21 protein-coding genes are annotated in these 23,181 nt (G+C 55.9%); 16 read left to right on the top strand and 5 right to left on the bottom strand.

The window, feature by feature from the left end; genetic code table 11:
- Positions 1-9: 9 nt before the first annotated feature.
- On the top strand, positions 10-810 hold the full coding sequence (locus RGU44_RS05220; RefSeq protein ID WP_322179446.1) for a sulfite exporter TauE/SafE family protein: 801 nt from the start codon (positions 10-12) through the stop codon (positions 808-810).
- Positions 811-882: 72 nt separating this feature from the next.
- On the opposite strand, the gene RGU44_RS05215 is transcribed toward RGU44_RS05220, so the two are convergent.
- Positions 883-1,380 (bottom strand): PaaI family thioesterase, encoded by a 498-nt coding sequence (locus tag RGU44_RS05215; RefSeq protein ID WP_322179447.1) that lies wholly within the window; start codon positions 1,378-1,380, stop codon positions 883-885.
- Positions 1,381-1,665: 285 nt separating this feature from the next.
- Here RGU44_RS05215 and RGU44_RS05210 point away from each other — a divergent pair, with 285 nt between their 5' ends.
- The 4 genes from RGU44_RS05210 (at position 1,666) to RGU44_RS05195 (ending at position 3,835) form a co-directional block, all read left to right on the top strand.
- Positions 1,666-1,992: a metalloregulator ArsR/SmtB family transcription factor gene (locus RGU44_RS05210; RefSeq protein ID WP_322215961.1), complete on the top strand. Its 327-nt coding sequence runs from the start codon at positions 1,666-1,668 to the stop codon at positions 1,990-1,992.
- 526 nt (positions 1,993-2,518) lie between these two features.
- Complete coding sequence (locus RGU44_RS05205; protein WP_322215958.1) at positions 2,519-2,953, top strand: YeeE/YedE family protein; 435 nt, start codon at positions 2,519-2,521, stop codon at positions 2,951-2,953.
- Between the two features lie 2 nt (positions 2,954-2,955).
- Positions 2,956-3,375, top strand: coding sequence for a DUF6691 family protein (locus RGU44_RS05200; protein WP_322179450.1), 420 nt, complete (start codon positions 2,956-2,958; stop codon positions 3,373-3,375).
- Positions 3,376-3,394: 19 nt separating this feature from the next.
- On the top strand, positions 3,395-3,835 hold the full coding sequence (locus RGU44_RS05195; RefSeq protein ID WP_322179451.1) for an OsmC family protein: 441 nt from the start codon (positions 3,395-3,397) through the stop codon (positions 3,833-3,835).
- A 37-nt stretch (positions 3,836-3,872) separates the two neighbouring features.
- On the opposite strand, the gene RGU44_RS05190 is transcribed toward RGU44_RS05195, so the two are convergent.
- Together RGU44_RS05190 and RGU44_RS05185 are read right to left on the bottom strand one after the other, a co-directional pair.
- Entirely contained in the window at positions 3,873-4,109 is a 237-nt protein-coding gene (locus RGU44_RS05190; RefSeq protein WP_322179452.1) for a glutaredoxin family protein, read from the bottom strand.
- A gap of 90 nt (positions 4,110-4,199) precedes the next feature.
- Positions 4,200-5,408 (bottom strand): ammonium transporter, encoded by a 1,209-nt coding sequence (locus RGU44_RS05185; protein WP_322215954.1) that lies wholly within the window; start codon positions 5,406-5,408, stop codon positions 4,200-4,202.
- 356 nt (positions 5,409-5,764) lie between these two features.
- Here RGU44_RS05185 and RGU44_RS05180 point away from each other — a divergent pair, with 356 nt between their 5' ends.
- From RGU44_RS05180 to RGU44_RS05135, 10 genes are all read left to right on the top strand, one after another.
- Positions 5,765-6,079 carry a YqjD family protein gene (locus RGU44_RS05180; RefSeq protein WP_322179453.1) on the top strand — a complete coding sequence of 105 codons (315 nt, stop codon included), beginning with the start codon at positions 5,765-5,767 and terminating at the stop codon, positions 6,077-6,079.
- A gap of 5 nt (positions 6,080-6,084) precedes the next feature.
- Entirely contained in the window at positions 6,085-6,471 is a 387-nt protein-coding gene (locus RGU44_RS05175) for a phage holin family protein (protein ID WP_322179454.1), read from the top strand.
- Positions 6,468-6,809 carry a hypothetical protein gene (locus RGU44_RS05170; protein ID WP_322215951.1) on the top strand — a complete coding sequence of 114 codons (342 nt, stop codon included), beginning with the start codon at positions 6,468-6,470 and terminating at the stop codon, positions 6,807-6,809. The genes RGU44_RS05175 and RGU44_RS05170 overlap by 4 nt, the downstream gene beginning before the upstream one ends.
- Before the next feature lie 120 nt (positions 6,810-6,929).
- Complete coding sequence (locus RGU44_RS05165; RefSeq protein ID WP_322215949.1) at positions 6,930-8,093, top strand: EAL domain-containing protein; 1,164 nt, start codon at positions 6,930-6,932, stop codon at positions 8,091-8,093.
- Between the two features lie 81 nt (positions 8,094-8,174).
- Positions 8,175-9,506 (top strand): deoxyguanosinetriphosphate triphosphohydrolase, encoded by a 1,332-nt coding sequence (locus RGU44_RS05160; RefSeq protein WP_322179457.1) that lies wholly within the window; start codon positions 8,175-8,177, stop codon positions 9,504-9,506.
- Between the two features lie 325 nt (positions 9,507-9,831).
- On the top strand, positions 9,832-10,236 hold the full coding sequence (locus RGU44_RS05155) for a response regulator (RefSeq protein WP_322179458.1): 405 nt from the start codon (positions 9,832-9,834) through the stop codon (positions 10,234-10,236).
- A 307-nt stretch (positions 10,237-10,543) separates the two neighbouring features.
- The gene (locus RGU44_RS05150) at positions 10,544-11,170 is read left to right on the top strand and encodes a response regulator transcription factor (protein WP_322215945.1); all 627 of its coding nucleotides are present in this window, start codon (positions 10,544-10,546) and stop codon (positions 11,168-11,170) included.
- An 8-nt stretch (positions 11,171-11,178) separates the two neighbouring features.
- Entirely contained in the window at positions 11,179-14,814 is a 3,636-nt protein-coding gene (locus RGU44_RS05145) for a transporter substrate-binding domain-containing protein (RefSeq protein ID WP_322215943.1), read from the top strand.
- 57 nt (positions 14,815-14,871) lie between these two features.
- Entirely contained in the window at positions 14,872-15,324 is a 453-nt protein-coding gene (locus RGU44_RS05140; protein WP_322179461.1) for a GNAT family N-acetyltransferase, read from the top strand.
- 184 nt (positions 15,325-15,508) lie between these two features.
- Entirely contained in the window at positions 15,509-18,463 is a 2,955-nt protein-coding gene (locus RGU44_RS05135) for an HD domain-containing phosphohydrolase (protein ID WP_322217751.1), read from the top strand.
- 73 nt (positions 18,464-18,536) lie between these two features.
- On the opposite strand, the gene RGU44_RS05130 is transcribed toward RGU44_RS05135, so the two are convergent.
- Positions 18,537-18,881 (bottom strand): YggL family protein, encoded by a 345-nt coding sequence (locus tag RGU44_RS05130; RefSeq protein ID WP_219060210.1) that lies wholly within the window; start codon positions 18,879-18,881, stop codon positions 18,537-18,539.
- Between the two features lie 338 nt (positions 18,882-19,219).
- Here RGU44_RS05130 and dacB point away from each other — a divergent pair, with 338 nt between their 5' ends.
- The gene (dacB, locus tag RGU44_RS05125) at positions 19,220-20,686 is read left to right on the top strand and encodes a D-alanyl-D-alanine carboxypeptidase/D-alanyl-D-alanine-endopeptidase (RefSeq protein WP_322179462.1); all 1,467 of its coding nucleotides are present in this window, start codon (positions 19,220-19,222) and stop codon (positions 20,684-20,686) included.
- A 91-nt stretch (positions 20,687-20,777) separates the two neighbouring features.
- Here the strand turns inward: dacB and RGU44_RS05120 are convergent, their stop codons facing one another.
- Positions 20,778-23,138, bottom strand: coding sequence for a diguanylate cyclase (locus RGU44_RS05120; RefSeq protein ID WP_322215939.1), 2,361 nt, complete (start codon positions 23,136-23,138; stop codon positions 20,778-20,780).
- Between the last annotated feature and the right edge of the window lie 43 nt (positions 23,139-23,181).

The following is a 23,181-nucleotide window of genomic DNA, read 5'->3' as shown; positions in this document are numbered from 1 at the left end:
GAGACTGAAATGCTTATAGTCTTGCTGCTCGGATTTACTGTTGGTGTCATTCTTGCTCTCACTGGCGCAGGCGGTGGAATACTTGCCGTTCCATTACTCGTTTTTGGCGTTGGATTGAGCATGGCCGAAGCCGGGCCTATCGGTTTGCTCGCTGTTGGATTGGCGGCAACCTTGGGTGCTGTGATGGGGCTAAAAAACGGCACCGTACGTTATAAAGCGGCGCTCTTGATCGCTGGAGCGGGGATCGTGTGCTCCCCATTTGGCCTTTGGCTGGCACAACGCACACCTAACCGCCCGCTGACGATCGTCTTTGCTTTTGTGCTGATGTACGTTGCATTTCGAGTGTTTCAACGATCATTGCCTGCTTCCGTCGAGTCAAAGACAGACGTCAAGAACAAGCCACCGCCCTGCCTATTGGACGCGAGCCGAGGCAAGCTAAACTGGACGGCTCCTTGTGCCTGGGCGCTCACAGTTTCTGGCATTGTCGCGGGTGGACTTTCTGGCTTGCTGGGTGTCGGCGGCGGCTTTGTCATGGTGCCGGCGCTCCAGCGATATACCGATTTGACAGCACAGTCAGTCCTGGCAACGTCTCTAGCCGTTATTGCACTGGTTTCAATCTCCGGAGTTGCCGCAAGCGCGGCGGCTGGACACTTGCAATGGGCAATTGCTTTTCCGTTTTCCATTGGCGCATTAGTAGGCATGATCAGCGGACGTCTGGTCGCCGCCAAGCTGTCGGGGCCTCATTTACAAAGAGGGTTTGCCATTGTGTCCGGCGTGGTTGCAGTCGCCTTGTTTGTAAAAGCTATTTAGCTGATCGAGTAGGTGACGGATTGCAAATCCGCCACCTACTCACACCGCACCTACGGCTTCTCGTACGGCGACTCAGATTACCGCTTGTGCTTCGGCCCTTAGTTTCTCAGTGCTGACCCTGACAAAGACAGAGTCGCCGATTACCGTCAAAACATCACCTGCCCAAACCTCGCAAATAATCCGTGACTTGCGCCCTACCTCTCCTTCAACCCATGCCTTCAAGGTGAGCTCGACACCCATCGGTGTAGGCTTACGGTAGGTGAGGTTCAACTGCCCAGTCACGCAATCAATGCGAGGTAATGTTCCAGGCTCCCGCCCTTCCGCACGATAGTGATAGGCCATCGCAGTCCAGTTCGAGTGGCAGTCTACTAACATTGCAATGAAACCACCGTAAACCAACTCTGGCCAGCCAGTAAATTCAGGGGCCGGGGTGTGTTTGCACACAACATGAACTCCGTCGGCATCCCAGTGGCTTTTTATGTGGAGACCGCTTGGGTGTGCGCTTCCGCACCCGAAACAGATGCCTTCCGGGGCCGCTTGATCTTGCAATGGAAGAACGTGGATAGTCATCGATTGTCCTTTTTTGATTTGCTATCGGATTGCCGAAGTTTAACTAACTGCTAGCGTATGAACATGAAGGATTGCAGCCTCTCAACCCATTTAAAAATATATAGACGAACCGCCATAGCCTAACTTATCCGCTCAGGCAACTATTGAGCATTTGCACCTTCGGCTCGGAGTATTGCTCTCTGATTCAGGTGCAGGAGCGGCCGTCCCCACAGTGCCTGATGATTAACAAATTGCACGACAATATACAACAATATATAGTGTATGCGCATTAACTGAGAAGGCACAATGAACGCTCATATACCTGAACTAGACATCCAGCAACTGCGCGCCAATGCCGATGCTGCCAGCCAGCTTCTAAAGGCCTTGGCCAATCAGGATCGCTTGATGCTGCTATGCCAATTATCCCAAGGTGAGCGCAATGTCAGCGATCTGGAGTCACTGCTAGGGATACAGCAACCGACTCTTTCACAACAGCTGGCGGTGCTTCGCCGCGAAGGACTGGTGGAGACCCGTCGTGACGGAAAGCAGGTGTTCTATCGCATCAGTAGTCCCGCTGCACTGGCAGTCATCAATACTCTGCATCAACAATTTTGTGCCGAAAAAGCCTCCTGATGGCTCACCTTCACTCCGCGGTCATCCCGTGCGCCGCGCGGACACCCTGACAGTATCGAAAGGTGGTTAAGACGCTCAAACCTGTTGAGATCCCGAACGGTTACAGCGTCAACGCTGGTCCGGGGATCAATATCACCACCGCGATTCTGGGAGCGTTACTCATAGCCTATCTGGCCATTATGTGAGCAAAGCGCTGGTCTCCCTTCGTCGGACGGAACATTGCCCGTTGGTTGATTATGTCCCGGCGAGGCCTGCCAACTCTGCTTTATGCGCTTATCGCTCCTGCTTCGTCCGCTGATCCTCTCCAAAGCAATAACAGCACTTGCCAAGTACTATATAAAAAAATATATTGTTTTTGTCTTAATTGAGCGCTTTTATCATGATCGCCTTTGAAGCCCCCTAACACCCGTGGAACGACAGGTCTAGACGCTTTGCCATGGCAAGCAGACCGATTAAACATCAGCAGTCCGGCAGCGCCTGCCGCCACCCAGACTTTTTACCCACTATTCCGTGCAGGAAACGCGACATGAGCATTGACTGGTTTAACTTCACTCCCTGGTCGGCACTGGCAGGAGGAGCACTGATTGGGCTGGCGGCCAGCTTCTTTGTTCTCGCCAATGGCCGTATTGCCGGAGTAAGCGGATTGCTCGGTAGCGTACTCCAGTGGGGCAGTGATGGCTGGGGCGAGAAGGCGATGTTTCTTCTGGGCTTGCTGCTGGCACCCCTGCTGTGGGGGCTGTTTGCCGCCTTGCCGGTAATCCAGTTTCAGACAGGCTGGTTCGGGCTGGTGTTAGCCGGCCTGCTAGTAGGCGTCGGCACACGTTACGGCTCCGGCTGCACCAGTGGTCACGGCGTGTGCGGCATCTCGCGCCTATCCCCTCGCTCCATCATGGCAACGTTGTGTTTTATGGCGGCAGGCTTTACCACGGTGTACGTAGCTCGTCATGTGTTGGGGGCTTGAATATGATCAAGTTGACTGCTTTTTTCTCTGGACTGATCTTCGGACTTGGCGTGCTGCTGGCAGGCATGGCAAACCCCGCCAAGGTGTTAGGTTTTCTCGACTTGGCCGGTGCCTGGGATCCCTCTCTAGGGCTTGTCATGACCGGCGCTATCGCAGTTGCGATCCTGCCACTGAACTGGGCCCGCAAACAGAAGCAGTCCCTGCTGGGTGCACCCATGCAGATACCGGTCAAACGTGAACTGGATTCCCGACTGATTGGAGGTAGCCTATTGTTCGGGGTCGGCTGGGGCATCGCTGGTATTTGCCCCGGGCCCGCAGTGGCGATTTTGCTCACTGGGCACTGGCAAATCATCGTATTCATGGGGGCCATGCTGGCCGGTATCTTATTGTTCTCAGCGCTAGAAAACCGCCGAACGAATTGAGCAAAGGAGCAACACGGACATGACCCTGAAAACTATTAGCGCCCACGGCACCCTCGGCTCAGGCTTTGCAATCGACGTGACGTGCGGTGAACACCGCGTCATCATGGATCAGCCCAAGCACGCGGCCGGACAAGATACCGGGCCTACGCCACTTGAATTGATTCTCGCCGCGGTTGCCGGATGCTTTGGCACGATTGGCCGCTTTCTCGCGCATCAGCGCAAAATTGAACTGCGCGGTATGCGCTTTGAAATTCAAGCTGATTATGACCCTGCGGGATTACTCGGACGGGATCTTTCTGTTCGACCGGGATTTCAGGCATTGCGAATACTGGTAGACATTGACGCGGATCTAAGCACTGAGGAAAAACTGGCGTTTTTGCACGAGGTTGAACGTCGCTGCCCGCTGGCTGACAACTTGACCCATGGAACTCAGTTACATAGCCAGTTGGTGATGTCTTGAGCGAAATATTTTTGATCGGGTATTTTTGTCGTGCGCATCACTGAAGGAACACCACCACTTGCTCTGCATCGAACGGCCAGTCCAGCTCGGCGCCAGTGTCCACGCGCCGCAGCACGGGAATGCGCAGACCGTAATCGTCCACCAGCGCAGCGCTCTCTCCAATATCGACCAGTTCGACCAGCAAACCATGCTCGACCAATGGCAGCAGTTCGGCTTCGGCGACTTCACACAGATGACACCCAAGGGTGCCTAGCAATTGGCATTCAGGAGGCATGAAGACACCTTCAGCATGGCGTGTAGAGAATTGAGAGTGGTAGCATTTTAGGCCGACGCGGATAACCGCGTCGAGCCCGAATCCGCAGCCTCAGTCCTGACTGACTGAACCGATTTTGTGGATCGACAGGTCGGCGCCGTAGTACTCCTGCTCCTGAGTCAATCGCAAGCCAATGATCATTTTGAGTGTGCCGTATACCAGGAACCCGCCAAGCAGGGCCACAACCACACCCAGCCCGGAGCCGATCAATTGGCTGATGAGGCTGACCCCGCCCAGCCCACCCAGCGCTGTTTGACCAAAGACACCACACGCGATCCCACCCCAGAGGCCGCACAACCCATGCAGAGGCCAGACGCCTAACACATCATCGATTTTCCAGCGCACCTGGGCCGCAGTAAAGCACCAGACAAACAGCGCTCCGGCGATAACGCCCGTGATCAAGGCCCCTACCGGATGCATCAGGTCCGACCCGGCACAGATCGCCACCAGGCCAGCCAACGGACCGTTGTGCAGAAAGCCGGGGTCGTTACGTCCCACAATCAACGCGGCAACCGTGCCACCGACCATTGCCATCAATGAGTTGACCGCCACCAACCCGCTAACACCTTGCAAGGTCTGGGCACTCATGACGTTAAAGCCGAACCAGCCAACGATCAGGATCCACGAACCCAGCGCCAGGAACGGAATGCTCGAGGGTGGATAGGCAACCAACCGCCCTTCCCGGTATCGTCCATTGCGCGCCCCTAGCAACAACACGGCCGCTAACGCCAGCCAGCCGCCCATGGCATGAACCACGACGGAGCCGGCGAAGTCATGAAAGCTGGCACCAAAACGCTCCAACAACCAGGACTGCAGGCCAAAGTTGCCATTCCAGACGATGCCCTCGAAGAACGGGTAGACAAAGGCGACAATTAATACGGTTGCACACAACTGAGGCGCGAACCGGGCACGCTCGGCAATACCGCCAGAAATAATCGCCGGAATCGCTGCGGAAAAGGTCAGCAGGAAGAAAAATTTCACCAGCTGATACCCATGATTTGCACTGATCACGGACGCGGGTTGTAAAAAGTTTACCCCGTAAGAAATCCAATAGCCTATAAAGAAGTACGCCAGTGTCGATACAGCAAAATCGCTGAGAATCTTCGACAACGCATTGACCTGATTCTTGTGCCGGACCGTGCCGACTTCAAGAAAGGCAAAACCGGCGTGCATGGCCAGCACCATCACCGCACCGGTCAAGATAAACAAGGTATTTGAGCTTTGGACCAAAGAGTCCACAGCGCTTTGTAAATTTTCCATGGAGGGCAGGCCTGCAATTCGTCAAAAAGCACCAAAGCGGGTCAAATGATCCTCGTTGTGCACCGAACTGGCGCCATGCATTGGCAGATAGGCGCAATGCGTGACCCGATTTGGAGCAGCCTACTTTTGAGGAAAAATTGTCGCTTGAGCTTTTTCTCAAGTTTTATGATGTAAGCGTAAGATCTGGGCACATTTGCCATTGTCTTCGCTCTTATTCAGCGCATCGCCCTCCATGGCGCACCATCTGGAAGCAAAACCTGTACCAGCTGATCGATTTAATACGGGTGTGAATTGAAATGAACCTTCCGTAATCCCTTAGACTCGAAATACGATTAAGCCACTAGACGGAGATAACCATGGCTAGCAAAACCGCGCAGAGCGCTCAGGAAATATTAATGGCTGATTTTCAAACTTTGGTCAGCGACACGGAAAAGCTTCTCGCGCACACCGCCACGTTGGCTGGCGATCAGGCCGATGAATTACGGGGGCAGATTAACGACAGCCTGTTAAAGGCAAGGGAAACACTGCGCCTGACAGAAGAGTCCCTGCGCGTACGTGGTAAAGCGGCGGTAACGGCCACCGAAGATTATGTTCAGAGCAATCCATGGCAGTCAGTGGGTATCGCCGCTGGCGTCGGTTTCCTCCTGGGTCTTCTGGCTACAAGGCGCTAACGGCTATGGGCACGGAATCAGGTTCGTCATCGGCGGACCAACACTCGTCACCGCGGCGCTTGGGTGCCGCTTTTCTGGGCCTGCTACACAGTCACGTGGAATTGTTCGGCATCGAACTGCAGGAGCAAAAATCACGCACATTGAGCCTGCTGCTATTCGCCGGGCTGGCGCTGGTTTTTACACTGCTGCTGCTGATCGGGTTATCCGCTTTATTGCTGATCGTCGTATGGGATAGTTATCGCTTGGCCGGCATCATTGGTCTCTGTGTTTTCTATGCCCTGGCTGCGGTGTTCTGCGGTTTGCGTTTGAAAGCGGCGATCTTCGACGAATCGTCACCGTTCAATGCCACGCTCCAAGAGTTGGCCAATGATCGCGAGCGACTGATGCCATGAACCTGCCTGAACTGTCGCACACAGCCTCCCGGCGAGAACTGCGCAAGGCGTTGATTCGCTTGCGCATGGAAATGCATCGCCAGGAGATTCGTCACGAATCGAGTCAACTGCTGGAGCCGATACGCCGCGTACGCAATATGACGCAGGATTGGCAAGGCACGCTGGGCATTAAACACGCGCCTCTGTGGGGCATTGGCATCGTCACCCTGCTGGGCTTCCTCAGTGGAAAAGGAGCCAAAGGTGGCGGCGTCGGTGGTGTTACGCGCCTCGTAAAGCTGGGCGCAAGCCTACTCCCGCTGATAAAGCTCGCGTTACAAGGTTCCCCGCCTAAACGCTGAGTTGCCCCATCTGGCTGCATTCTTGCAAAGCACTCCAGAGCCTGCCACCTCATGGTCCTCCGTGGGGTGACAGGCTCTGCCTGCACGGCAAACAATTCCAAGATCTACTAAGGAGGCTCCGTGATCGACGGGCAACCGCTTGCCTGCTTTCAGCCGTTCATCGACACCGCTACTGGTCGCATTGCCGGCGTTGAAGCCTTAGGTCGCCTACGCCAGAGCGATGGTCGCCTTTTATCCGTTGGCCCCCTGTTTGCTGATCCCAAGATGTCTCCTGCCATCCTGCGCCGTCTAGACCGGGCGATCCGCGACAATGCCTTGAGCCGCCTGCATGAAGTGCCCAACGACTGGTTTCTAAGTCTGAATATTTCCCCACGCTGGATCAATCGCCTGCGACCGGGTCAACCATTGCCCAGCCTCAAGCAGCTGCAGAGCCATGGCGTGGCACCACAGCGCATCGTCTTCGAAATCACTGAGCTGGGCGGCAACAGCCAACGTTTGACCGATGTTGTGGCGCGCTATCGGGAAGCGGGTGCGCGCATTGCTATCGATGACTTTGGGGCCGGCTATTCGCAACTGGACCGGGTACTGGCGCTGCAACCAGACATTTTGAAACTGGACATGCGCTTGTTTCAGGCCGCCGCCCGGGGCGGCCACAGCAGTGATGTGGTCAAGGCACTGGCGCAAATGGCCGAGAAGACCGGCTGCTCGATTATCGCCGAAGGGGTGGAGACCGAAGCCGAACTGCATTTCGCCCTGGAGTGTGGCTCACGCTATGTTCAGGGGTTTTTGTTCGCCAAAGGTGAACTGGAGTTCTTTGCCGGCGATGCTTTCGTTCAGCATTTTGCTCAATTGCGTGACCGCTACGTGCTGCAAAAAGTGGCCGAGCGCGCCCGCCTGATGACCCTGCGCCTACAACTCAGCACGTTAATGAACCTGCTACAGAGTTGGGCCGAAGGGCAAGCCCCCCTGAGCCAGATACCTCAACTGCACGACTATCCGTGGCTATTGCGCATCTATCAATGCGATCGCCATGGCACGCAGCTCACACCGAATTTTGAATGGCGCAATGGAGTCTGGCAGGCTGATACCAGTTATCTGGGCCACAACTGGTCCTGGCGCCCGTACTTCTACCACTTGCTGGCAGAGGGGTGGGGTGAACGGCGCCTGACCCTGTCCAATACTTACCGCGACGTGACCAGTAACCAATATTGCCTGACTGCCGGACAGTTCTTCGAGAACGGCCAGTGCCTGCTGTTGATCGATATCGACGCCGCCGGTTTGTAATCACGGCGTTGCGACCAAGGCCCTTGCAGCCTATCGACTGAACCGGGAAGCTAGACGCAATCAATAGACGGAGTGAACGCCTTGGATTGGCAAACCCTGCTTAACCGCGAACGACTTGGCAAACCCATTTATAGCCCTGAAGAGCTGGGGCGCAGTCCTTTCCACAAAGATCATGACCGCATTATTTTTTCCGGCGCGTTCCGTCGACTGGGCCGCAAGACCCAGGTTCATCCGGTCACAAGCAACGATCACATCCACACTCGCCTGACCCATTCATTGGAAGTCAGCTGCGTTGGCCGCTCGCTCGGTATGCGGGTCGGCGAAATCATTCGCAGCGCCCTGCCTGACTGGTGCGAGCCAAGCGATCTTGGAATGGTCGTCCAATCAGCGTGCCTTGCTCATGACATCGGCAACCCACCATTCGGGCATTCAGGTGAAGATGCGATTCGCCACTGGTTTCTACAGGCCGCCGGACGTGGCTGGCTGGATGCAATGAGCGACGTCGAGCGCAACGACTTTCTCAATTTCGAAGGCAATGCCCAAGGGTTCCGGGTGCTCACGCAGCTTGAATACCACCAGTTTGAAGGCGGTACCCGGCTGACCTATGCAACCCTCGGCACCTACCTGAAATACCCCTGGACCGCGCGCCACGCCGACTCGCTAGGCTACAAGAAACACAAATTCGGCTGCTACCAGAGCGAACTGCCGATCCTTGAACAGATCGCACACAAGCTCGGCTTGCCGCAGCTTGAAGAGCAGCGCTGGGCGCGCCATCCGCTGGTGTACCTGATGGAGGCCGCCGATGACATCTGCTATGCCCTGATCGACCTTGAGGACGGTCTGGAAATGGACCTGCTCGAATACGCCGAGGTGGAATCCCTGCTCTTGGGCCTGGTGGGCGATGACCTCCCGGAAACCTATAGGCAGCTGGGGCCCAACGATTCTCGCCGCCGCAAACTGGCCATTTTGCGGGGGAAGGCCATCGAGCATCTGACCAACGCCGCCGCGCGTGCTTTTGTCGAACAGCAAGATGCGTTGCTGGCTGGTACCCTCAGTGGCGACCTGGTGGAGCACATGCATGGCCCCGCCAAGCGCTGTGTACTCGATGCCAAGGACATGGCTCGCAAGAAAATCTTTCAGGATAAACGCAAGACACTGCACGAGATCGGAGCTTACACCACCCTGGAAGTACTGCTCAATGCGTTCTGCGGTGCGGCACTGGAGCAATTCGGAGGGCGAACCCCTTCGTTCAAGCACCGGCGCATTCTCGACCTGCTCGGCAATAACGCGCCCGATCCCCACTGGCCTCTGCACACCTCGTTCCTGCGCATGATCGATTTCATCGCTGGCATGACCGACAGCTATGCCAGCGAGATGGCCCGAGAAATGACCGGTCTCTCCAGCCCGGTTTAACACCAGCAATCCAATGACCAGATGAGTGAACGCCCGGTCACTCATCTGGCTGCAGATCTGCGGTATGCCCGCCCACGTTGCAATTAAAGAGAGAGCCTACGCTCAGAACAGAAAAGCCCTATCGCTTGAGATACCGGGCTACCGAATAATTCGGCTCTGGTTCTTGGCCATTGCCGGCGAGAACACCTACCCACCTGAGGCCACTTGGCACCTTCGGCTCAAATCCAGGCTGTTCCCTGTCGGGCGCTCTCTTGAGTGAGCGTGAACCTGCCCCGCAGGTTTGATTTGCGCATGTGGCGCCGTCGCTTTTGCCCGGAAGATCCTGATGTCAAAAAATAATCTGCGCATTTTATTGGTGGAAGATCATCCTTTCCAATTGATTGCCACCCAGATACTGCTGAACAATCAAGGCTATTACCGTTTGACCCCGGTGCTGACCGCTGCTGAAGCGCTGGCGGCTATGGAAACAGCAACAGAGCCCTTCGACGTGCTGCTATGCGATCAATGCCTGCCTGATCTCCTGGGCCTTGAGCTGATAGATCTGGCAAGCCAGCGAGGCCTGATTCGCCGGGCGGTCGTGCTCAGTGGCTTGAGCCAAGAGCAATTGGACGCGCTGGAACGCACTGCAGATAGGCGCCAACTGCCGCTCCTGGGATGTTTGAGCAAGCCATTGGATGTCCAGGCCCTGACTGTATTGCTCGCCGCGAACGGCTTTTGCGAAGAAGCTTAAACACCGAATAAACATCCATTTGAAGCCAGCAAAAAAACAAGTTCTACCATGTAAGAAAACCCTGCATTCACTGTAGGGTAATTCCGAAACGCTATAAACAGCATGTACATTAATAGCAAATTTACACAGTTGAATTATTCATTATTTTAAACGTCATCTGATGATATTTGGATATTTACGTACGCCAATACGTTAATTCCTGTAGGAACTTTCCTATATCCACTTGGTAGCCCTATCGGTTCATGTGCCTGCCTGAACATCTGAGCTAAGGTGCGCGCTTTCTTCACTGCTTGTATGGAATTGAATTATGAACTCGGTTTTTATTGTCGACGACCACCCTGTTATTCGCCTCGCGGTACGCATGCTGTTGGAAAATGAAAATTACGATGTCGTTGGCGAAACGGACAACGGTGTGGATGCCATGCAAATGGTCCGCGAATGCATGCCCGACCTGATCGTTCTCGACATCAGCATTCCCAAGCTGGACGGCCTGGAAGTGCTGGCCCGCTTCAACGCGATGAACTTACCGTCCAAAATCCTGGTACTCACTGCACAGACCCCCAATTTATTCGCCATCCGCTGCATGCAATCGGGGGCCGCAGGCTATGTGTGCAAACAAGAAGACCTGAGTGAACTACTAAGTTCGGTGAGGGCCGTATTATCCGGCTACAATTACTTTCCAAGCCAGGCCCTGAATCCTGCTTCTCGCGCAGACGGGCCTCCTTCTGAAATCGAGCTATTCAAGCTGGTCAATGACCGCGAACTGATGGTGCTGCAACTATTCGCTCAAGGCAGAACCAACAAAGAAATTGCCAAAGGCATGTTTCTCAGCAATAAGACTGTCAGCACCTACAAGACTCGGCTCATGCAGAAGCTTAGGGCAAAAACCTTGGTAGAACTTATCGAGATGGCAAAACGCAATGCGCTAGTGTGAGATATCGGATGTCGAAGCGTTTAATGGATTATTTAAGGCTAGGCGCAGGTGTTTGCTTGAGCATTAATGTGCAGGCGGCTGAGCTTGCGTCCCAAAACTACACGTTGCTCAGTCGTTCCAGCCCCAGCCATATGGAGACCCGGCTGGACCGGGCTCAATGGCAGTGGCTGCAGAACAAACGTGAATTGAGGCTGGGCACTTCAGCCCCGGATTACCCGCCTTTTGACATGACCGGCACGGGGCACGATTACGAGGGATTTACCGCCGACTACGCAGGCATTCTTGCTCACGCGCTGGACACTCCGATCAAGGTCCAGCGCTTCGAATCCCGGGACGCGGCCATTCAAGCCCTGACTGAGGGGCAGATCGACCTTCTCGGCAGCGCCAATGGTTTCGAGGCCGAGGGCAAGAACATCACCCTGTCGGTGCCCTATGCCGTGGATCAGCCCGTGCTTGTAACCCGCGTGGGAGAAAACCGTCCACTCACCGAGGGCTTGGCCGGCTTGCGCTTGAGCATGGTTTACCACTATCTGCCGCTGAAGGAGGTCAAAGCGCTCTACCCGAACGCGATCTTGCAGACGTACCCCTCCTTTCAAAGTGCAATAAACGCGGTGGCATTCAACCAGGCAGACGTATTCCTCGGTGATACCATTTCGACCCACTACCTGATCAACAAGCGTTATCTGAGCAACGTGCAGATGGCCAACTTCGGGAAACATGAGGCTGACGGTTTCAGCTTCGCCATGCGCAGCGATGACACCCAACTGCTCGACGTGGTCAATAAGACACTGAAAGCAATCCCGATTGATGAACGGGTCAGCATTTCCAAACGCTGGAGCGCTGGCAGCGACGTGCTGCTCACCGATCAAAAGCTGCAATTGACCCAGCGCGAAGAGCGCTGGATTACCAGGCATCCGGTGGTGCGCGTCGTCATCAACGAGGCGTATGCGCCGTTGACGTTTCTGGACGCTAACGGCAACTTCCGCGGGATTACAGCCGATCTGCTTGAGCTGGTCCGACTGCGCACAGGTCTGAATTTCGAGATCAAACGCGTTCAGGGCATGGCCGAAATGATGAAACAGGTCATTGAGGGACAGGCCGATTTGATTGGCGCAATGATTCCCAGTAACGAGCGAGAAAGCCAACTCAGCTTCAGCCGCCCTTACCTGGACACCTCTTTTGTTCTGGTGACCAGCACAGAACCTTCCAGTCCAGCCCACCTGGATCAGCTTGCGGGCAAGCGCCTGGCCGTTAGCCGTGGCAGTCCGACCATGCCCTACCTTCAGCGCGAGTACCCACACATAAGCCTGGTGGAGACGGACAACCCCTTCCGGGCGCTGGACATGCTGGCCCAGGGACAGGTTCAAAGCGCAATTACCTCCCTACCCAGCGCCAACTATTTCCTGTCCTCGCAGCTGTTCGATGACAAATTACAGATGAGTGACACTGTCGGCGACGATCAGGCGCGTATCTCCATGGCAACCGCTCGCAATGCCACAGAGCTGAGTTCGATCCTCGATAAAGCATTATTGAGCATCGCCCCGGAAGACATGGCCGTAATTAACAATCGTTGGCGAACCTATGCCCCGCCAGGGACGGGTTACTGGCGCAATTACCATCAGCTGATTTATCAGATTGTGTTCGGCACTGGACTGTTGTTGCTAGGCTCGCTGGCCTGGAACGCCTACATGCGCCGCCAGATAAAACAGCGTGAAACGGCAGAACGCGCCTTGAATGACCAGTTCGAGTTCATGCGTGTCCTGCTCAATGGCACGCCTCACCCCATTTATGTTCGCGACCGTAACGGCCTGCTGCAAACCTGCAATGACAGCTACCTGGAGGCCTTCTCGACCCGACGCGAAGACGTCATCGGCAAAAGTGTCATGGACGGCGTATTGAGCAGTACGCTCGAGGCCCAGGAGTATGCCGCCGACTACCAACGGGTAATGGCCGACGGCACACCACTGATTCTTGATCGCGCGCTGCAGATTGGCGATCGCTACCTGACCATTTACCACTGGACCCTGCCCTTCCGGGACTCGCTGGGGGAGGTGCAAGGCATCATTGGTGGCTGGATTGACATCAGCGAGCGACGCCAACTGATCGAAGATCTACATGCCGCCAAGGACCTGGCCGATGATGCCAACCGCGCCAAAAGTACGTTTCTGGCGACCATGAGTCACGAAATCCGTACACCGATGAACGCCGTGATCGGGATGCTCGAACTGGCTCTCAAGCGTGCAGACCAAGGACATCTTGATCGTCCAGCCATTGAGGTCGCTTACAACTCGGCCAGAGACCTGCTGGAGCTGATCGGGGATATTCTCGATATCGCCAGGATAGAATCCGGTCGCCTCAGCCTGAGCCCCGAACGGGCCAATCTGCGGGAGCTAGTGGAGTCGGTGGTGCGCGTTTTCGACGGTCTGGCCCGCCAAAAGAGCCTGACCTTGCTACTGGACTTCGACAGTCGCATCAACGCCGACGTGCTGCTCGACCCGCTGCGCTTCAAACAGATTATTTCCAACCTGATCAGCAATGCGATCAAGTTCACTGAGCAGGGCCAAATCAAGATCAGCCTGCGCATCGATGACACCTCTGACTCGCAACAACTGCATTTGACTATGGGGATCCAGGACAGCGGCATCGGCATCAGCGATGACGATCAGCTGCGGCTGTTCGAGCCTTTTGCCCAAGCCGATAACTCCGGCCAACTGGCACGAAGCGGTGCGGGCCTGGGTCTGGTCATATGCCGCAGTCTGTGTGAAATGATGGGGGGCCGCTTGACCCTGAGCAGCCAGCCAGGGAAAGGCACACACGTCCAGGTTGAGTTGACCCTGACAACGTTGGATCAGACCCAGATCATCGAGCAACCTATTGAACTCCGGCCCAATGTCAGTACCCCATTGAATATCCTGGTGGTCGACGATCACCCCGCCAACCGGCTCTTGCTGTGCCAACAACTCGGGTTTCTGGGTTATCGCTATGAAGCCGCCGAACAAGGCGCTGCTGGCTTGCAAATCTGGTTGGACGGCCATTTCGATCTGATCATTGCCGACTGCAACATGCCCGTCATGAATGGCTATGACTTGACCCGCGCGATCCGCGCCCATGAGCAGGAAAAATCACGCCCTCGCTGCACCATTCTCGGGTTCACGGCCAACGCGCAACCCGAAGAGTTCCTGCGCTGCCGAAATGCCGGGATGGACGCCTGCCTGTTCAAACCCATTAGCCTGACGGCACTCCATGAGGAGCTGGCAAAAATAAATCCCCTGCCCCGGCGTCCGCGACAAAATATTTTTGCAGCCTTCAGTGTCGACGGCTTGGACATGTTGACCGGTGGGCGTCCGGAAATGATTCAACGCTTGCTCGCTCAGTTGCTTCTCAGCAGCCAGGAAGACCGCAAGGAACTCGCGGCGACCATGGCAAGTGGCAATCGGCAGCACCTTAGTGACATGGCCCACAAAATCAAAGGCGCAGCCCGAATCATCCAGGCCAGCGAAGTGATCGAACATTGCGAAGCACTGGAAGATGCCTGTAACGAAGCAACGTCGGCCGAGGTCATCACAGCCCGTCATCAGGCGATCGACGCCGCCATGATCGAGCTTGAACACGCGTTGCGCGCACAACAGGTTGACGGCAAATGAGTCATCAGCAGCCCACTCAATCACGCAGGCTTAAACCAAATGGTGCATTTGATCACAATGAGCGAGGCGCAACTCAAGACCTTCGCTGCTCACTCGATTGCGGGTTATGCACAAGATATTGAGCAGACTTACGGGCTAACGCCCAGCCTCGCGCTGGAGCACGCTACCGAGGGCTTTAACGAGTTGCTTCCAGACGGGCTAAACACCTCCGACCATCACCTGTTCAGCTTAAGAGCCTCATCAGGTGAAGACATTGGTGTGCTTTGGTTCGGAATTGATTCAGCCTACGGGATCAAGAAGCTCTTCATTTATGACCTCGAGATCCACCCTCAAGCACGGCGGTGTGGTCACGGAAAAAAAACACTGGAACAGGTCGAGCGCTGGGCACGCGCCCGTGGGATCAAACGTATCGAGTTGAATGTATTTGCGCACAACAAAGCAGGGCTCGCGCTCTACCGCATGTGCGGACTTGATCCGCACGAAATGACCTTGGGCAAACGTGTGGACTGAACGGCGGGAAAGGTGCCGAATAGCCACTAATCGAGCGAAGTCATCTGATTGCAGAGTCCACTGCCTTCGATATCTTTCCTTTATCACGTCGCAAAGAGAACACCTCCTCACTCAGCAACTCCAGTAAGCCTTGGCTATGCTGGAGTCACAAGCAATGCACCGCACGACTATGGAGAGATTTGCGATGCCCAGTCATCCGTGGCCCAATCAACGCAGCTACCCTCTGCATGTGCATATCAGCGTCATGTTCACCGTATTGCTCCTGCTCACAGGCGTCGTGCTGGGCATTTTCAACTACCTGCAAACGTCACAGATAATCCTGTCGAGCAGTGAGAAGCTTTTCAGCAACATTGCGCAGGATGTGCAAGTCGATTTACAGCGCACCTATCAGCCTATCCACAGCCTGCTCAGCCTGCTGGCGGTCTACGATGCAAATCAGTCCAGCACGCTGGAGCAGCGGCTGCCGCTACTCAAACCGTTTTCTCAATCGTTGCGGGACAACACAAATTTGGCGTCGCTGTATATCGGGTATGCGAACGGCGATTTCTTCATGGTCCGGCCCTTGCGCAGCGACACCCTGAAACGCTATTTCGAAGCGCCTGCCAAGGCGGCTTATCAGGTTTGGAGCATTGAACACGTCAACGACAGCCTGCGCTCTCAATCACTTTTTTTCGACGATTCACTGCACCTGATCAGCCACCGCGACAACCTCAACGAACATTACGATCCGCGTCAACGCGTGTGGTTCAAGAGTGCGCTCAGCGACACCGATCAGATCACCACGGCGCCCTACGTATTTTTCTCCAGTCGCAACGTGGGCACCACACTTGCCCGGCGCAGCAGCGACGGCACAGTGATAGCTGCCGACCTGACACTCGCGTCCCTGTCCTCGACACTGGCCAAGCATCAGGTCACCGCCAGCACCGAAGTTGTGCTCTTCGATGCCAGCGGAAATGCCGTGGCCTATCCCGACAGCTCAAAACTGATAGTAGAAAGCGGCACTGCTCACCTGGCAAAAGCTCGTGACCTGAGCCCGGCCCTCGCTCGCCTGTTCGACAACGGTGTTGACGCCAACAACCACTTGAGCGTGGGAAAGCGCTCCTGGGTCGTGGCCCAAAGCACCCTGCAGGAAGGAGGCCCGCAGGGGCTGAAGTTGGCGCTGTTAGTGCCGGAAGACGAATTGCTGGCCGACGCCCTGCGCCTGCGCTGGGAAGGGGCTCTGGTGACATTGACCACGCTGTTGCTGTGTCTTCCACTGGGCTGGCTGATGTCGCGAATCATGGTCAAACCCTTGCGGGCACTGGTCAGCGAAGCGGATGCGATTCGCAGCTTCGATTTCAAACATCCGACCAGCCACCGATCATGGGTGCTGGAGGTCGATCAACTTTCACTGTCCATGGCCCGTATGAAGGAAACACTGGCCAGCTTTCTCGAGATCACGGCCAGCCTGTCGGCCGAAACCCGCTTCGAGACGCTGCTGGAGCGTGTTCTGTTCGAAACCGTCAATATCAATCAGGCACAGGCCGGGCTGATTTATTTGCTCGACGGTGACAGCGGGTACCTTGAACCCAAGGGCCTGATCGTCAAGGGCGTCAAACACGACCCGCAGCAATACAGCATCGCCACTCACGACCCGCAAGCCAGTGAGACGCCCTTATGGCTGCAAGACCTCGCCATGAAAAAAGACCACTGCGTGGTCGCGCTTGGCTTTGATCAGGCACTCGATTTACAAAGCCTGATGAGCGCGCTGGAGGCGCCGCGGATACACCTGTTGGGCATTCGTTTGAGCAATCAGCGAGGGGAAACCATCGGCGTCCTCACCCTTATACACGCGGACACCGGCGCCGAGACCGATCTTGAAAAGCTCAGCCCTGATCGTATTGCATTTATCCAGGCAGTCTCCGGCGCAGCGGCCCTATGCATCGAAAGCCAGCGCCTGCAAGCCAGACAAAAAATGCTGCTGGACGCTTTCATCCAGATTATCGCGGGTGCCATCGACGCCAAAAGCCCTTACACCGGCGGCCACTGCCAGCGCGTGCCAGTACTTACGTTCATGCTTGCTCGCGCGGCGGCGGCCAGCCAACAACCGGCTTTTCGCAATTACCAGCCGACCGAGGACGAATGGGAGACCTTGCATATTGCTGCCTGGTTACACGACTGCGGCAAGGTCACCACGCCCGAGTATGTCGTGGACAAGGCCACTAAGCTGGAAACCTTGTACGACCGCATCCATGAAGTCCGCACCCGCTTCGAAGTGCTGAAACGCGATGCCTGGGTCGACTACTGGAAAGCCAAGGCGCAGGACGGCGACGAAGTGTCATTGGCCGCTGCCCGCAATGTTCAACTCAACGAACTGGATGCTGACTTCAAGTTTGTCGCCCTCTGCAATCTGGGCAGCGAAGCCATGGCTGATTCAGATTTAGAACATTTGCAAACGATTGCTGCACGGACCTGGATACGTACGCTGGACGACCGGATCGGCGTGTCCTGGGAAGAAAACAAACGTCAGGCTCGAAACCCGGCACCGGACTTGCCTGTCAGCGAATCTCTGCTGGCGGATCGGCCTGAGCATTTGTTCGAGCGGGCGGCAGCCGAAGATATCCCCGCCGACAACTGCTGGGGCTTCAAGCTTGAGGTTCCGCAGTACAAATTCAACCGAGGCGAGCTGTACAACTTGAGTATCACCCGGGGCACCTTGACTCGTGAGGAGCGCTACGTCATCAACCATCACATGGTGCAGACCATTCTGATGCTGAGCCGCCTCCCCTTCCCCAGCCATCTGCAGGGGGTCGCCGAAATCGCTGGCGGCCATCATGAAAAAATGGACGGCACGGGTTACCCGAAACGATTGAAACGCGACGAAATGAGTCTGGCAGCACGAATGATGGCCATCGCTGACATTTTCGAAGCCCTGACAGCGGCCGATCGACCGTATAAAAGAGGCAAAAGCCTGAGCGAAGCACTCACGATCATGGCTCAAATGTGTCGCGATGCGCATATCGACCCGGAGCTGTTTCAGTTGTTTGTCCAGACAGACATCTATCAGCACTACGCCTCTGACTTTCTGCAGCCACAACAAATCGATGCCGTCGACAAAAGCAGTATTTTGGCGAAAGCCGGATTGAGTACACAGGAATAAACGGGACATCGGCGCCAGAGCGTTGCACTCGGCGAAAAAAAGCAGGCCCTAAAGCCTGCCTTTTCTTACACCATCACACTACCGGATTGATCGACTTTTCCGGGTACCACACGTCGATCAACGGGCTGACGGTCAATTCTGTCAGTTCGCTGCGGCTTTTCAGCCAGGCTTCGACCTTGACACGCTGCTCTTCGTTGACCGAACCACGTTTGCTCAAGCAAACCAGACCGAAGTCATCGCCGCCAACATAGTTCAAACCGTTGGCTTCCATGGCATCTGTCAGGAAGGCGTCAAGGAAGGCATCAATAGCCTGATCGTCCAGGTCTTGTTTGAAGTCCAGGTTCAGCTCAAAACCCAGCTCCTGGAATTCATCCACGCAGAGTTTTTTGCGCAGACGGCGGGAACGGTTAGTGGCCATGGAACAATCCTCATAAGTAATAACGGGCGGCACTTTACCAGTTTGGGCCATTAAATGCCCGCCTCCGTGCCAATGTTTGCGTGCCGTCGGGGCCGACACAGCAAAATAACCCATCAATGGTAAAAAATAGCCGATTGGACGGCTACGCCACGGCGCAAGTCACCCGCGCTTGGGGCATAATGCCGCTCAATATCGAGCTTTTTAAGTACCGACCATTCATCTGTCGGTGAAACAGGGTATTGAATCGCCGTTTTCATTTCGGTTGACGTTGCGATGATTGAGGGAATCCATCCATGCCCTCCATTTACCCCCTCCTCAGTAGCAGGGTTTTATTTCACATGATCAAATCTTTACGTCACTTATTTTTCGCCGGCCTTTTTTTGCCCTTGGCGATGCCAGTCACTGCGGCCCCCGTCAATACCTCGCTACCGCCCAAGGTTCAACAGGCCCTCAAAGCCGCCAAGCTGCAGAATAATGCCTTGTCCCTGGTGATGCTGCCGCTCAACGGTCCCGGCACCCCGACCGTGTTCAATGCCGATGTCTCAGTCAACCCGGCGTCGACCATGAAGCTCGTCACCACCTATGCGGCGCTGGAAATGCTCGGCCCTACGCATCAATGGAAAACCGAATTTTTCACTGACGGCACCCTGAACAATGGCGTGTTGCGTGGCAACCTCTACCTCAAGGGTGGTGGTGATCCCAAGCTCAACATGGAAAAACTCTGGCTTCTGATGCGTGACTTGCGTGCCAACGGTGTGCAACAGGTGACTGGCGATCTGGTCCTGGATCGCAGCCATTTCATCCAGCCGCAATTGCCGGTGTTCAACGACGACGGCAATGATGAGAACAAGCCGTTTCTGGTCAAGCCCGACTCACTGATGATTAACCTCAAGGCCTTGCGCTTTGTCGCGCGCAACGACTCCGGCAAAGTGCTGGTGTCTGTAGAGCCACCGATTGCCAGCATTCATGTCGACAATCAGGTCAAGGCGCTGGCCTCGAACAAATGCACCGGAGACATGCGCTATAACCCGGTAACCCAGGCTGATGGCAGCATTACCGTCGTGGTCAACGGTCAGTTGGGCGAAGGCTGCAGTTCGCAGACCTATTTGTCGCTACTGGACCATCCGACTTACGCGGCGGGCGCAGTACGCGCAATCTGGCAGGAACTGGGCGGCACCATTCTGGGCAAGGATCGGGTCGATGTCGTGCCCGGCAACGCCAAGCTGCTGGCCAAAGCGTTTTCCCCGGATTTGGCAGAAATCATTCGTGACATCAATAAATTCAGCAACAACACAATGGCTCAGCAATTGTTCCTGAGCCTTGGCGCGAAGTTCCGCAATGAAGCAGACGGCGATGATGCCAAAGCCGCGCAACGCGTGGTTCGTCAATGGCTGGCGAAGAAGGGCATCACTGCGCCGCACCTGGTGATGGAGAATGGCTCGGGGCTGTCGCGCGCCGAGCGGGTCAGTGCGCGTGAAATGGCGACTTTGCTACAGGCTGCCTGGCGCAGCCCCTACGCAGCGGAATTCATGAGTTCTCTGCCGCTGGCGGGCATGGACGGCACCATGCGCAAGCGCCTCAAAACTACGCAGATGAGGGGCGAAGCGCACATCAAGACCGGCACCCTGAATACCGTCCGCGCAATTGCCGGTTTCAGCCGCGACATCAATGGCAATACCTGGGCGGTGGTCGCGATCCTCAATGACTCACGCGTAGGCGGCACATCTTCGGTGCTCGATGAAGTCCTGCTCGATCTGTATCGCCAACCGAAGCTGGTCAACACCGCCATTTCACTGCAACAGTAATCCTGATACCACGTCGCTCGGACGTCCCCCGCACCTTCACGCAGGCTTGCCTGCGTGAAGGTGGCGTATCACACGACAGAACTGTTTTACCTCATGACAACTCTGGCTCGACGCGATCACGCCCAGCCTGTTTGGCGGCATAAACGCCCGAGTCCGCCCGCAGCAATAGCGAATCACCGCCTTCAACAGGACGCCAGCTGGCAACACCGAAACTCGCCGTCACCACGCCCACACCCTCAATGGGTTCCCCCCGCAGTACCTGCCATAACTCGAGTGCGAGCGCATGTGCGTTTTCCCCAGTCGCGTTGGGACACAACACCATGAACTCCTCGCCACCTAGCCGACAGAACACATCATCTTGCCTTAAGCGCTGATTGATCCGCTGACAAAGCCCTTGCAGCACATGGTCGCCCATCGCATGACCGAATTGATCGTTGATGCGCTTGAAGTGATCGATGTCGAGCATGATCACCGACAACTCCCCGCCATGCCGATGAACCCGAGAGAGTTCGGCCTTGAGCCGCTCCTGAAAATAACGACGGTTGTACACGCCCGTCAGCACGTCCGTCACTGATAGCGCGCGCAGTTCATCCTCAACACGCTTCAAGTCAGAAATATCGGAGATAAAGCCATGCCACAGCACCCCGCCGTCGGGTAATCGCTCAGGCATCGCCTCGCCATGCAACCAGCGCTGGCCCTGGCGTGGCAGCTCGACGCGATACTCCTCACGCCACGGCGTCAGGTGCTCGGCGGAATAGCAAATCGACTTCTTGATTCGCTGCAAATCCATGGGATGGATCCGATCGAGTACGGCCTCTACACTTTGCTGCTTTACATCATGAGGCAGTTCGTAGATCCGCCACATACCGCTGTTGGTGTAGGTAAAGAAGGAACTGCCATCGCTGTTCAATTGGTATTGATAAATTCCTCCAGGCACCTGTGCGCTAAGCTTTTCCAGCAATTGATCGCGCGCAGCCAACGCTTGATGGGCGCGTTTGCCTTCAGTGATATCAACGCAGATTGCGAGATAACCCACCCATTGCTGACGCTCATCGCGCACCGCCGTGACCAGCATATTGACCACCAGCGAGCTGCCGTCACGACGCACCAGCGTCCATTCCCGTGCAGGATAGGCACCCTCCTCCATCGCCTCGACTAATATCGCCTCGGCAGTCGGCACCTCGCAACCATAACGCTGGCTCAATGCCTCGCCATGAGCTGAAAGCTCGGTGCCAAGGTGTAAATCCCCCAACGTGAACTGCCCCAGCACTTGATCGCCACTGTAGCCGAGCATCTGCTGTGCACCCACGTTGAAGGTACTGATGACGCCGCGCAGATCAGTCGCAATGATCGCCACCTGAGTCGCAGCGTTTAGCACGCTGCGCAATTCGGCCGTACGCCGCTCAACCAGCAGTAAGGCGCGTTGACGCTGATTGACCAGGCTATACAGCAAAACGCTGAGGATCAGACTCAGCAATCCCCCCAACACAATCACGCTGGTCGACGACGACCGGTTGGCAGCAATAAAAACAGCGGATGGACGAAGTTCCAGCAGATAACGTCGGTCTGCCATGCTCAACAGCGTACTGATGCGCAGATTGCTTTCCACCGCCTGGTTTGCCGACTGATACAGCAGCTCGGGCTGCTCTGGCGAAGAAAGGTCGAACAGCTGCAACGCCAGATTGTCGCGATCCTGGGCGGGCAACCCTTCGGACATCAATATGCGCAGACCGATCACCGCCATCACGTACCCAGACAATGCCTGTTTCTTCGCGCCGCCATCGACTACCGATAACAGCACGGGTGCCACCAGCAATAGACCACTGGTATTCGCGGGCTCAAGCCCCACCAGATCCATTCGTGGCGACACGGCCATGCTGCCTCGTTGCGCGGCACGCTCAAGCGTGGCTCGGCGAATACTTTCAGACATCACATCAAAGCCCAGCGGCAGCGGCTCTGTGCTTCTGGATTGGGTATACAGGACTGGGAAGTACTCAGGGCGATCAACAGCAGGCGTTAGCTGACCGCTCGGGGACAGATCGCGAACGGTGAAATCGGTCAGCCCCTGTGCGCGCGCGTGCGTCTCAAACTGCGAACGTTCTGCGCCAGGGACCCTTGGCGCCCAGGAATACGCCTGCGTAACCACCAGTAAAGGCGCCGCGTAACCATCGAACTCAGCTTGAGTGATCTGGTCGGAGAAAACGAAGAAACGGCGAAGGCCATCCAGGCGCTGGACTTGATCGTCGAAGCGCTCCTGAATACGACTGAAGCGTTCGCTGGCCAACAGATTGAAACGCTGATCAAGTCGGCGTTGGTGCATGTCGGCGCTGGCCGACACGAGCATCGCGGTCAGCACAGCACCTGCCGCAAAAGCCAGGATCGCTGCGGACGGCGCAAGCGCGTCTTCGTGGATCAAGCCGAGAATTCTGGACCGAACGCTGTTTGGCGACATAAGCAGAACTCATACGCCAGCGTTGTGGTGCAACCGTGGCCAT

The sequence above is a fragment of the Pseudomonas sp. 5C2 genome, assembly GCF_034314155.1.
GTDB lineage: Bacteria > Pseudomonadota > Gammaproteobacteria > Pseudomonadales > Pseudomonadaceae > Aquipseudomonas.
Note: the sequence above shows the minus strand (reverse complement) of the source record. Positions and strands in the feature narration are given on the sequence as shown.